11 protein-coding genes are annotated in these 12,450 nt (G+C 70.4%); 10 read left to right on the top strand and 1 reads right to left on the bottom strand.

The features are described 5' to 3' along the window. Window position 1 precedes the first annotated feature (1 nt). The 10 genes from G5C51_RS10930 (at window position 2) to G5C51_RS10885 (ending at window position 11,680) form a co-directional block, all read left to right on the top strand. A complete protein-coding gene (locus tag G5C51_RS10930) occupies window positions 2–940 on the top strand; it encodes an N-acetylneuraminate synthase family protein (protein ID WP_165235689.1) in 939 nt (312 codons plus the stop codon). After that, complete coding sequence (locus tag G5C51_RS10925; protein WP_165235687.1) at window positions 937–2,013, top strand: hypothetical protein; 1,077 nt, start codon at window positions 937–939, stop codon at window positions 2,011–2,013. The genes G5C51_RS10930 and G5C51_RS10925 overlap by 4 nt, the downstream gene beginning before the upstream one ends. Window positions 2,014–2,129: 116 nt before the next feature. Beyond that, window positions 2,130–3,377: an amidohydrolase gene (locus G5C51_RS10920; protein ID WP_165235765.1), complete on the top strand. Its 1,248-nt coding sequence runs from the start codon at window positions 2,130–2,132 to the stop codon at window positions 3,375–3,377. Between the two features lie 86 nt (window positions 3,378–3,463). After that, window positions 3,464–4,519 carry a BMP family ABC transporter substrate-binding protein gene (locus G5C51_RS10915; RefSeq protein WP_165235684.1) on the top strand — a complete coding sequence of 352 codons (1,056 nt, stop codon included), beginning with the start codon at window positions 3,464–3,466 and terminating at the stop codon, window positions 4,517–4,519. A gap of 205 nt (window positions 4,520–4,724) precedes the next feature. Further along, on the top strand, window positions 4,725–5,789 hold the full coding sequence (locus G5C51_RS10910; protein WP_165235681.1) for a BMP family ABC transporter substrate-binding protein: 1,065 nt from the start codon (window positions 4,725–4,727) through the stop codon (window positions 5,787–5,789). A gap of 84 nt (window positions 5,790–5,873) precedes the next feature. Continuing rightward, the gene (locus tag G5C51_RS10905) at window positions 5,874–7,595 is read left to right on the top strand and encodes an ABC transporter ATP-binding protein (protein WP_165235762.1); all 1,722 of its coding nucleotides are present in this window, start codon (window positions 5,874–5,876) and stop codon (window positions 7,593–7,595) included. Beyond that, window positions 7,592–8,707, top strand: coding sequence for an ABC transporter permease (locus G5C51_RS10900; protein WP_165235678.1), 1,116 nt, complete (start codon window positions 7,592–7,594; stop codon window positions 8,705–8,707). The genes G5C51_RS10905 and G5C51_RS10900 overlap by 4 nt, the downstream gene beginning before the upstream one ends. Then, entirely contained in the window at window positions 8,704–9,966 is a 1,263-nt protein-coding gene (locus tag G5C51_RS10895; protein WP_165235675.1) for an ABC transporter permease subunit, read from the top strand. Before G5C51_RS10900 ends, G5C51_RS10895 begins: the two co-directional genes overlap by 4 nt. Next, a complete protein-coding gene (locus G5C51_RS10890) occupies window positions 9,963–10,391 on the top strand; it encodes a cytidine deaminase (RefSeq protein ID WP_165235672.1) in 429 nt (142 codons plus the stop codon). The genes G5C51_RS10895 and G5C51_RS10890 overlap by 4 nt, the downstream gene beginning before the upstream one ends. An 11-nt stretch (window positions 10,392–10,402) precedes the next feature. Continuing rightward, window positions 10,403–11,680 (top strand): thymidine phosphorylase, encoded by a 1,278-nt coding sequence (locus G5C51_RS10885; RefSeq protein ID WP_165235759.1) that lies wholly within the window; start codon window positions 10,403–10,405, stop codon window positions 11,678–11,680. A gap of 92 nt (window positions 11,681–11,772) precedes the next feature. On the opposite strand, the gene G5C51_RS10880 is transcribed toward G5C51_RS10885, so the two are convergent. After that, window positions 11,773–12,450, bottom strand: a 678-nt coding sequence (locus tag G5C51_RS10880) for a LysR substrate-binding domain-containing protein (RefSeq protein WP_165235669.1), incomplete at its 5' end; no start/stop codon positions are given.

Raw genomic sequence — 12,450 nt, 5'->3', positions numbered from 1 at the left:
TATGAGCACCCCCCAGCGTTTCCGCGCCCTCGGCGACCGCGTAGTCGGCCCCGGCCGCCCCGTGTACGTCACCGGTGAGATCGGCATCAACCACAACGGTGACATCGAGAACGCCTACAAGCTGATCGACGCCGCCGCCGAAGCCGGCTGCGACGCGGTCAAGTTCCAGAAGCGCACCCCGGAGATCTGCACCCCGCGCGACCAGTGGGACATCATGCGCGACACCCCCTGGGGCCGGATGAGCTACATCGACTACCGGCACCGCGTGGAGTTCGGCGAGGACGAGTACCGCGCCATCGACGCGTACTGCAAGAAGGCCGGCATCGCCTGGTTCGCCTCCCCGTGGGACGAGGAGGCCGTCGCCTTCCTGGAGAAGTTCGAGGTCCCGGCCTACAAGGTGGCCTCCGCCTCGCTCACCGACGACGACCTGCTGCGTGCCATGCGCGCCACCGGCCGCTCCGTGATCCTCTCCACCGGCATGTCGACCCCGAAGCAGATCCGGCACGCGGTCGAGGTCCTCGGCTCCGAGAACATCGTCCTCTGCCACGCCACCTCGACCTACCCGGCGAAGGCGGAGGAGCTCAACCTCCGCATGATCCACACCCTGCAGGCGGAGTTCCCGAACGTCCCGATCGGCTACTCGGGCCACGAGACCGGTCTGCAGACCACCCTCGCCGCGGTCGCCCTCGGCGCCGTCTTCGTCGAGCGGCACATCACCCTCGACCGCGCCATGTGGGGCTCCGACCAGGCCGCCTCGGTCGAGCCGCAGGGCCTGCAGCGCCTGGTCCGCGACATCCGTACCATCGAGGCGTCCCTCGGTGACGGCATCAAGAAGGTGTACGACTCCGAGCTGGCCCCGATGGCGAAGCTGCGCCGGGTCAAGGGTGTCGTGGCCGAGGCCGACGAGGCCGGGGCCGAGCGGGAGCCGGTCGGCGTATGACCGCTGCCGACACCCTGGCGCTGGTCGAGAGCCCCGTCCAGCTCCTGAACGTCCTGGAATGGGCGTACCAGGGAGGGGAGACGACGCCGCTCACGGTGGTCGTCCTCCCGCCGCACGACCCCATGTCCCGTGGCCAGCTGCGCCGGATGGCGTCGCTGGCCCGGGACGAGGGGTTCGAGGTCCGCTGGATGGACGCCAGGGGCGCGGGCCCCAGCGGCCACGGCGGACCGCTGCAGACCATCTCCTCGCTCGCCAGGCCGCTGCGCGCCGCGCGCCGCGTCGTCCTCGGCGACCCGTTCTCCCGGTACGTGCAGACGCTGCTGACGCTCGTCCGCGCGCGGGACATCGTGGTCGTCGACGACGGCACGGCGACGATGGAGTTCGTCGCTCAACTGGCCCGGGGGGAACGGTTCGTCCGCTGGCACCGCAGCGGGCGGGGCGGCGGCGGGGCGCGTGCACTCGCTTTCGCTCCCGTATCGAGTGCCGCGCGCCGCCGCCTGACTCCCGGCAGGGGACGCCGCGTCGAGGTCTTCACCTCGATGCCGGTCGAGCCGCCCGACGGCGTGGTGTGCACGGCGAACGAATTCGCCTGGACCCGCGCCAGGTTCGGCCCGCCGCGGCTGACCCGGGGCAGCGATCTGGTCGGAACGTCCCTGGTGGAGACGGGCGTCGTGGACCCCGGCTGCTACCTGGAGGCGGTCGCCACGCTCGCCCGCGCCCACGGCGCCACCCGCTACTTCGCGCACCGCAGGGAGAAGGAGGACAAGCTCAGGGAGATCTCCGCCCGTACCGGACTGGAGATCGTCCGCCCGGACCTGCCGCTCGAGATCGTGGCGCGGCGCGGACCCATAGGGCGTACGATCGTCAGCTTCCCGTCGACCGTGCTGCACACGCTGCCGCTGGCCCTGGCAGGGACCGGAATTCAGGTGGCGGTGTGCCAGGTGGCCGAGGAGTGGCTGACCACCGGCGCCTCGCCGCGGGCGCACGGCTTCCTCTCCACGGTGGCGGGGACGGCGGAGCAGAACGGCGGGGCGAGCGCCGTACAACTGTCCATTCCTGCAGCTACCGCATAAAGGTGCAGCAGCTTACCCATCCGGGGTGCGCGTTAACCCCCAAGAGGCTGAATCTTTGTTGATCGCGCACCAGTTACCCCTCGAAGCCCCGTACGCTTCTGAGGGTGAACCAGTTGATGTCGCCCGAGACCGCCCCGGAGGCAGCCGCCGACGCGCCAGTGCCCGGCGCGCTGCCCGAGAAGCTGCGCGCCGAACTGATCGCGTTCCGCCGGGACATGCACATGCACCCGGAGCTCGGCAACCAGGAGTTCCGGACCACCACAGTCCTCAAGAACCGGCTGGAGAAGGCGGGTCTACGTCCCCGGCTGCTCCCGGCGGGCACCGGGCTGATCTGCGACATCGGCACCCAAACCGGCCACTGGTCCGCGGCCGACGGCACCCGTCCGATGCTGGCGCTGCGCGCCGACATCGACGCGCTGCCGATCCCCGACACCAAGACCGTTCCGTACCGCTCGACCTTCGCCGACCGGGCCCACGCCTGCGGCCATGACGTGCACACCACGGTGGTGCTCGGCGCCGGCCTCGTGCTGGCCGAGATGGCGCGCGCAGGAACGCTCCCGCGGCCGGTCCGGCTGATCTTCCAGCCCGCCGAGGAGGTGCTGCCCGGCGGCGCCACCGACGCGATCGAGGCGGGCGTGCTGGACGGCGTCGGCCGGATGATCGGCGTGCACTGCGACCCGCGGGTCGAGACCGGCCGGATCGGGCTGCGCACCGGCGCGATCACCTCCGCCTGCGACCGCCTCGAGGTCGCCCTCGACGGCGCCGGCGGCCACACCGCCCGCCCGCACCTGACGACCGACCTGGTCACGGCGGCGGCCCGGGTCGTCACCGATGTGCCGGCCGTCCTCGCCCGCCGCGTCGACACCCGGGCAGGGCTCGCGGTCACCTGGGGCCGGATCGAATCCGGCCACGCCCCGAACGTCATCCCGCAGCACGCCGAACTGTCCGGCACCGTCCGCTGCCTCGACCTCGCCACCTGGCGCGCCGCCCCCGACCTGGTGCACGCCGCCATCGACGAGGTCGCCACCCTGCACCGCGCCAAGTCCTCGATCCGCTACATCCAGGGCGTGCCGCCGGTGGTGAACGAGCCGGCCACCACCGACCTCCTCCAGGACGCCATGGCCGCCCGCCGCGGCGCGTCCGCGGTCGAGCCCACCGAGCAGAGCCTCGGCGGCGAGGACTTCTCCTGGTATCTGGAGCAGGTCCCCGGCGCCATGGCCCGACTGGGCGTCCGCCCCCCGGGTGACACGGGCGCGGTCCGCGACCTGCACGCCGGCGACTTCGACGCGGACGAGGGCGCCATCAAGGTCGGCGTGGAGTTCTTCACGCAGGCGGCGCTGCTGGATGCCGCCCGCCGGGGCTGACGCTCGACGAGCGAAACGGACATATGCCGCGTTACGCTGCGCGAGGTGGCGCCTAGGTGGCGCCCTCGAACAGAAAGGGCGGCTCTGTGCGGCGGCAAACCCACATGGCACTCGCGGGCATCACGGCCGCGGCAGCGGCAGTCGCGCTCGCGGGCTGCGGCAGTAGCAGCAGCAGCGGCGGATCGGGCTCGGACGACGACAAGAAGATCAAGGCCGCGCTCGCCTACGACATCGGCGGGCGCGGCGACCAGTCCTTCAACGACGCCTCGTACGCGGGCCTGGAGAAGGCGAAGAAGGACCTCGGCATCGACGTCCGGGAGGTCGAGCCCACCGACGGCGAGAGCGACGCCGACAAGGCGCAGCGGCTGGGCGAGTTGGCCCGGCAGGGCTACAACCCGGTCATCGCGGTCGGCTTCGCCAACGCACCGGCGGTGAAGGAAGCGGCGCCCAAGTTCCCGAAGACCACCTTCGGGATCGTCGACGACGCCTCGGTGAAGGCCAAGAACGTGGCCAACCTGGTCTTCGCCGACGAGCAGGCCTCGTATCTCGCGGGCGTGGCGGCCGCGAAGGCCACCAAGAGCAACACGGTCGGCTTCGTGGGCGGCGTGGAGACCCCGCTCATCAAGAAGTTCGACGCCGGCTACAGCCAGGGCGTGAAGGACACCAACCCGAAGGTCAAGGTCGTCAAGAAGTATCTGACCCAGCCGCCGGACATGTCCGGGTTCGCCAAGCCGGACCTCGGCAAGGACGCCGCGAAGGGCCAGCTCGACCAGAACGCCGACGTGATCTTCCATGCGGCCGGCGGCGCGGGCAACGGCGTCATCCAGGAGACCGCCGAGGCGGACAAGTGGGCCATCGGCGTCGACTCCGACCAGTACGAGCAGAAGGCCCTGTCCAAGTGGAAGGACCAGATCCTGACGTCCGCCACCAAGAACGTCTCCGGCGCGGTCTTCGACGTCATCAAGTCCGTACAGGACGGCAAGCCGCAGTCCGGCGTGGTCCGCTACGACCTCAAGGACGACGGGGTGGGGCTGTCCGACTCCAACCCGGAGTACGCCAAGGTGAAGGACCTCGAGAAGGCCGTGGACGAGGCCCGCAAGAAGATCGACGACGGCTCGGTGAAGGTGCGCACGAGCCCGTAACGGGGTCGCAGACCTGACAAGCGAGTCCCATGGTTCCGGAGCGCGGAACGGTGGGACTCGCTTTGGGTTGTTACATCGGATCGCTTCTTTCGCGACGATCCGATAACGCCAGGTCCGGCCCCTCTGCACGCGGGTCTACGCGCGTTACTATGCCGCGAAGCCAGCGCCGGTAGGGGCGCTTTTCGAGGGAGAAGGGAAGCCTCTCGTGCGTCGGGTAACCCACATAGCCGTCGCGGCCACAGCAGCCGCGACGCTCGCACTGACCGCAGCCGGCTGCGGCGACAGTTCCAGCACGTCCGGCAGCGGCGGCAGCGAAGGCGGGAAGGACGGCGGCAAGGGCGCCGCGCTCGCCTTCGACATCGGCGGCCGGGGCGACCAGTCGTTCAACGACGCCGCCTACGCGGGTCTGGAGCGCGCCAAGAAGGAGCTCGGGGACAAGGGCAAGTACTTCGAGCCCACCGAGGGCGAGTCGGACGCGGACAAGGTCCAGCGCCTGTCCGAGCTGGCCCGCGCGGGCCACAACCCGGTGATCGGCGTCGGGTTCGTCTACTCCAAGGCCATCTCCGAGGTGTCCAAGAAGTACCCGAAGACCACCTTCGGGATCGTCGACGACGCCGAGGCCAAGGGCAAGAACGTCGCCAACATGCTCTTCCACGAGGAGCAGGCGTCGTACCTCGCGGGCGTGGCCGCCGCGACGACCTCCAAGTCCAAGACCGTCGGCTTCGTCGGCGGCGTCGAGACCACCCTGATCAAGAAGTTCGAGGCCGGTTACGTCCAGGGCGTCAAGGACACCGACCCGAAGGTCAAGGTCGTCAAGAAGTACCTGACCCAGCCGCCGGACTTCTCCGGGTTCGCCAAGCCGGACCTCGGCAAGGAGGCCGCCGGCGGCCAGCTCGACCAGAAGGCCGACGTGATCTACCACGCGGCCGGCGGTGCGGGCACCGGCGTCATCGAGGCGGCGGCCGGGGCCGGCAAGTGGGCCATCGGCGTCGACTCCGACCAGTACCAGCAGAAGACCCTGGCCAAGTACAAGGACAAGATCCTCACCTCGGCCACCAAGAACGTCTCCGGCGCGGTCTTCAACCTGATCAAGTCGGTCAAGGACGGCAAGCCGCAGTCCGGCGAGATCCGCTACGACCTCAAGCAGGGCGGCGTCGCGCTGACCGACACCAACCCCGCGTACACGAAGATGACGGACGTCGTGAAGGCGGTCGACAAGGCCAAGGCGGCCATCGACTCCGGCAAGATCACCGTCAAGGACAAGCCGTAACATTCGAAGCAGCGGGCGTACCCGGCATACATCCGGGTGCGCCCGCTGTGGATCTCGGGGTGCTACGCGCGTAGCATCACCCCTCTGCGACTACCGTCGTCACCCAGCCCGAACCTCCTTTCCCCCAGGAGTGTCGCCATCAACGCGTCAAGTCCTCCCGCAGCCGTAGAGCTGACGGGCATCACCAAGCGTTTCCCAGGTGTCGTGGCCAACCACGACATCCACATCGCGGTGGCCAAGGGCACCGTCCATGCGATCGTCGGGGAGAACGGCGCCGGCAAGTCGACGCTGATGAAGACCCTCTACGGCATGCACAAGCCGGACGAGGGCATCATCGCGGTCGACGGCGAGAAGGTGACCTTCGCCGGCCCGGCGGACGCCATCGCGCACGGCATCGGCATGGTGCACCAGCACTTCATGCTCGCCGACAACCTCACCGTGCTCGAGAACACCGTCCTCGGCGCCGAGAAGCTGCACGGCATCGGCGGCGCCGCGCGCCGCAAGATCTCCGAGCTCTCGGACGCCTACCACCTGAACATCCGGCCCGACGTCCTCGTCGAGGACCTCGGCGTCGCCGACCGGCAGCGCGTGGAGATCCTCAAGGTCCTCTACCGCGGCGCCCGCACGCTGATCCTCGACGAGCCGACCGCGGTCCTCGTACCGCAGGAGGTCGACGCGCTCTTCGACAACCTGCGGGAGCTGAAGTCCGAGGGCCTCACCGTCATCTTCATCTCGCACAAGCTCGGCGAGGTGCTGAGCGTGGCCGACAGCATCACCGTCATCCGCCGCGGCACCACGGTCGACACCGTCAAGCCCGCCGACGTCACCCGCAAGCAGCTCGCGGAGCTGATGGTGGGCAGCGAGCTGCCGACCCCGGAGACCCGTGAGTCGACGGTGACGGACGTACCGATGCTGGAGGTCAGGGAGCTGACCCTGGCCGAGCACGGCGCCCCGGTCCAGGCCGAGACCGTCCCGGCGGTGGACGAGCCGGCCCCCGACACCTCGATCGTCGAGGAGCATGTCGGCGCAGGGCGCCTCCTCCTGGACGGCATCAGCTTCACCATCCGCAAGGGCGAGGTCCTCGGCATCGCCGGCGTGGAGGGCAACGGCCAGACCGAGCTGATCGACGCGGTCATCGGCATGCGCAAGCCCGACTCCGGCGTCGTCGTCCTCGACGGTACGGACGTCTCCGGCTGGCCGGTCCGCAAGCGCCGCGTCGCCGGGCTCGGTTACATCCCCGAGGACCGGCACCGCCACGGCATGCTGCTCAACGCCCCGCTGTGGGAGAACCGGATCCTCGGCCACGTCACCGAGAAGCCCAACTCCCGCGGCGTCCTGCTCGACATCAAGGCCGCCCGCGAGGACACCGAGCGGATCGTGCGCGAGTACGACGTCCGTACCCCCGGCATCGACGTCACCGCCGGCTCGCTCTCCGGCGGCAATCAGCAGAAGCTGATCATCGGCCGCGAGATGAGCCACGCGCCGAAGCTGCTCATCGCCGCCCACCCCACCCGCGGCGTGGACGTCGGCGCGCAGGCCGCGATCTGGGACCAGATCCGCGAGGCCCGGCGCGAGGGCATGGCGGTGCTGCTGATCTCGGCGGACCTGGACGAGCTGATCGGCCTGTCGGACACCCTCCGGGTGATCTACCGCGGCCGGCTGGTGGCGGACGCCGACCCGGCGACCGTAACGCCGGAGGAGCTGGGCTCGGCCATGACGGGTGCCGCCAGCGGACACCTGGCCGAGTCGGAGAGCGGCGCCGCCACGGACACGGAGGACGAGACCCCCGAGGACGAGACCCGATGAAGCGTTTTGACAAAGAGCGGCTGCTGCTGGGATTCGCCGGCCCGGCCCTCGCCCTCCTGGTCGCGATCCTGCTCAGCGCGGTCGTGCTGCTGGCCTCGGGCAAGAACCCGATCGAGCCGTTCCGCCTGATGATCGACTACGCGCAGAACGTCGACATCCAGGTCCTGATCATCAACCAGTGGGGCACGTACTACCTGGCGGCCCTCGCGGTGGCGATCGGCTTCCGGATGAACCTGTTCAACATCGGCGTCGACGGCCAGTACCGGTTCGCGGCGATGGTGTCCGCGCTGGTCGGCGCGAAGATCGCGCTGCCCGGGCCGCTGCACATCTTCGTCATCGTGATCACGGCGATGTTCGTCGGCGCCTTCTGGGCCGGCATCGCGGGCATCCTGAAGACCACCCGCGGGGTGAGCGAGGTCGTCTCCACGATCATGCTCAACTCCATCGCCACCGGGCTGATCGCCTGGCTGACGCTGCCCGCGCAGTTCGGCGTGCAGCCGGAGGGCAGCAACAACCTGACCACCGGCATGATCCCGGAGTCCGGCTGGTTCCCCGGCCTGAAGGTCAACGACCTGGCCGGCGACATCTACGGCTTCGTCTTCGTGGCCGCCGGGCTCGGCATCGTCTACTGGTTCGTCCTCAACCGCACCCGCTTCGGCTTCGACCTGCGGGCGACCGGCGCCTCCGAGTCGGCCGCCGCCGCGAGCGGCGTCGACGCCAAGCGCATGGTGCTCACCTCCATGCTCATCTCGGGCGCCGTCGCGGGTCTCGCCGGCATGCCGGTGCTGCTCGGCGAGACGCACACATACAGCCAGTCCTTCCCGGTCGGCGTCGGCTTCACCGGCATCACCATCGCCCTGCTCGGCCGCAACAACCCGGTCGGCATCGCGCTCGCCGCGCTGCTCATCGCCTTCCTCGACAAGGCGTCCACGGCGCTCGATTACGAGGGCTATCCGAAGGAGATCGCCACGATCATGCAGGGCCTGATCGTGATCTCGGTGGTCGTCTCGTACGAGACCGTCCGCCGCTACGGGCTGCGCCGCCAGCAGAGCAGGGTCGGCGAGGAACTCGCCGCCGCCGCCAAGAACAACCGTGAGGAGGTGTCGGTGTGAGTGCGACGACCGTAGCGACGAAGACGGCGCAGCCACCCGGCCGCCCGTCCCGCGGCAGGCTCTCCCTGCCCTGGATCCTGCTGATCATCGCGGGCGCGCTCGCCCTCGCCTCCGCCGTCCGCCTCATCACCGGGGCGAACGACATCACATCGGTCGGCCAGGTCTCCGGCGCGCTGCGCCTGGCCGTGCCCATCGGCCTCGCCGCGCTCGGCGGGCTGTGGGCCGAGCGGGCCGGCGTGATCAACATCGGGCTCGAGGGCATGATGATCCTCGGCACCTGGTTCGGCGCCTGGGCCGGCTATCAGTGGGGCCCGTGGACCGGCGTGCTGATGGGCATCATCGGCGGCGCGCTCGGCGGCCTGCTGCACGCCATCGTCACGGTGACCTTCGGGGTGAACCACATCGTCTCCGGTGTGGCGATCAACATCCTCGCGCTGGGCGCGACGAAGTACCTGTCGAAGTTCACCTTCGCCGAGGCCGGCGGCAGCGCGAAGCAGTCGCCGACCATCGACCCGATCAAATCGATCACGGTGCCAGGGCTGTCGGACGGGCTGAAGACCCTGAACGACAAACACTGGTTCCTGATCTCCGATATCGCCGGCTTCCTCGGCGGCGTCGTCACCAACATCTCGCTGCTGACCATCGTCGCGATCCTGCTGGTCCCGCTGACCTGGTGGATCCTCTGGCGCACGGCCTTCGGCCTGCGGCTGCGCTCCTGCGGCGAGAACCCGGTGGCGGCCGAGTCGCTCGGCGTGAACGTCTACCAGTACAAGTACATCGCCGTGATCATCTCCGGCGCGCTGGCGGGCCTCGGCGGCGTCTTCCTCTCCGAGGTCGCGGCCAACATCTACCAGGAGGGCCAGACCGGCGGCCGCGGCTACATCGGCCTCGCCGCCATGATCTTCGGCAACTGGATGCCGGGCGGCCTGGCGCTGGGCGCACTCCTCTTCGGCTATACGGACAGCCTCAACGTCCGCTCCGGCGGCGAAAACGTGCACGCCCTGCTGCTCTTCATCGTCGTGCTGCTGGTCGCCGCGGTCGTCTGGCAGGCGCTCCGGAAGAAGTACATCCCCGCCGTCGTCGGCGCGGCCGTCGCGGCGCTGCTGCTGTGGTGGTACCTGGCGGTCGACGAGGTGCCCAGCCAGTTCGTGTCGTTCGCCCCCCACATCACCACGCTGCTGGTGCTGGCGCTGTCCTCGCAGCGATTGCGGATGCCCAAGGCCAACGGCCGCCCGTACCGCAAGGGCGAGGGCGGATGACGGCGGCCGACCTGCCGGACGCGACGCGGCCGGTCAACTGGACCGAGCTGCGCGAAGAGGCGCGGGCCGTCATGGCCCGCGCGTACGCCCCGTACTCGAACTACCCGGTCGGCGCGGCCGCGCTGGTCGACGACGGCCGGACGGTCAGCGGCTGCAATGTGGAGAACTCCGCGTACGGCGTGGCGCTGTGCGCGGAGTGCGGCCTGGTGTCGCAGCTGCACGCCACGGGCGGCGGCAGGCTGGCGGCCTTCAGCTGCGTGAACGGCGCCGGCGACATCATCCTGCCGTGCGGCCGCTGCCGTCAGCTGCTCTACGAGCACGGCGGCGACGACCTGCTGATCGACACTCCCAATGGCGTGCGCACGCTGGGGGAGTTGCTGCCGGAGGCCTTCGGCCCGGCCGACCTGGAGAGGATGAAGCCGTAACCATGGCAGCCATGGACGTGATCTCCGTAATCCGCACCAAGCGCGACCGCGCCCGGCTGACGGACGAGCAGATCGACTGGGTCATCGACGCGTACACCCGCGGCGAGGTCGCCGACGAGCAGATGTCGGCGCTGGCGATGGCCATCTTCCTCAACGGCATGGAGCGCGACGAGATCGCCCGCTGGACGGCGGCGATGATCGCCTCCGGCGAGCGGATGGACTTCTCGTCGCTGCCCCGCCCGACGGCGGACAAGCACTCGACGGGCGGCGTCGGCGACAAGATCACGTTGCCGCTCGCCCCGCTGGTCGCCGCCTGCGGCGCGGCCGTCCCGCAGCTCTCCGGCCGCGGCCTCGGCCACACCGGCGGCACCCTCGACAAGCTGGAGTCCATCCCCGGCTGGCGCGCCCTGCTCTCCAACGACGAGATGCTGGCGGTGCTGCGGGACGTAGGCGCGGTGGTCTGCGCGGCAGGCGACGGCCTGGCGCCCGCGGACAAGAAGCTCTACGCGCTGCGGGACGTGACGGGCACGGTGGAGTCCATCCCCCTGATCGCCTCGTCCATCATGTCGAAGAAGATCGCCGAGGGCACCGGCTCGCTGGTCCTCGACGTGAAGGTCGGCTCCGGCGCCTTCATGAAGAACATCGACGACGCCCGCGAACTGGCCCGCACGATGGTGGGCTTGGGCACGGACCACGGCGTCAAGACCGTAGCCCTGCTTACGGACATGGCCACCCCGCTCGGCCTGACGGCGGGCAACGCCCTCGAAGTCCGCGAGTCGGTCGAGGTCCTGGCGGGCGGCGGCCCGTCCGACGTGGTGGAACTGACCCTCGCCCTGGCCCGCGAAATGCTCGACGCGGCAGGCCTGAAGGACGCCGACCCGGCAAAGGCCCTGGCGGACGGCTCGGCGATGGACGCCTGGCGCCGCATGATCGCGGCCCAGGGCGGCGACCCGGACGCCGCCCTCCCGACGGCCCGGGAGACACAGGTGATAACGGCCCCGACCTCCGGCGTCCTGACCCGCCTGGACGCCTACGCGGTCGGCGTCGCGGCCTGGCGCCTGGGCGCGGGCCGCGCCCGCAAGGAAGACCCGGTCCAGGCCGCCGCGGGCGTCGAACTCCACGCCAAGCCGGGGGAGTCGGTGACCGCGGGCCAGCCGCTGCTGACCCTGCACACGGACACCCCGGAGAAGTTCGACTATGCGCAGCAGGCCCTGACGGACTCGTACGACATCGGCCCGGCAGGGACTTCGTACGAGCCGAACCCGGTGGTGCTGGACCGCATCGGCTGACCTGACCTGACCTGACCCGACCGACCCGACGCGGCTCGCTGTGGATACGCATCACAGCGGGCCGCGTTGCGCATACCGGGGCGCGGGCGCCCTCACGCCGCCAGCAACTGCCCCCGCCGCCCCAGCAGAAACCGCCGGAACGCCGCCACCGGCGGCGTCTCCGCATGCCCCACCTTCCACGCCACCCCGATCTCCCGCACCGCCCGCGGCGCCGACACCGTCAGCTCCACCACCCCCGGCCGCGGCACCGCGGGCGGCGGCAGCAAGGCGACGCCCAGCCCCGCCGCGACCAGCCCGCGCAGCGTCTCGGCCTCCTCGCCCTCGAAGGCGATCCGCGGCTTGAACCCCGCCTGCTCGCACAGGTCATCCGTGATCCGCCGCATCCCGTAACCCGGCTCCAGCGTCACGAACGCCTCCCCGGCCGCCTCCGCCAGCCGCACCCGCTTGCGCGCCGCCAGCCGGTGGTCGTCCGGCACCACCAGCCGCAGCCGCTGCTCCGCCAGCCGCTTCACGCCCAGATCCGGCGCATCCGGCACCGGCGAGGCGAGACACAGATCGAGCTCGCCGCCCCGCAGCCGCTCGATCAGCCACTCCCCATAGTTCTGTACGAGCGTGAACCGCACCCGCGGATGCTCCACCCGGAACTCCCGGATCAACTCCGGCACCGTCTCCGGCCCGAGCGTGTGCAGAAACCCGAAGGCCACCTTCCCCGACGCGGGATCCGCATCGGCCCGTACGGCCTCCGCCGCCCGGCCCACCCCCTCCAGCGC

Origin of the sequence: Streptomyces coryli (assembly GCF_011044975.1) — a bacterium.
Taxonomy (GTDB): Bacteria; Actinomycetota; Actinomycetes; order Streptomycetales; family Streptomycetaceae; genus Streptomyces; species Streptomyces coryli.
This window is presented reverse-complemented; position numbering and strand designations above follow the sequence as displayed.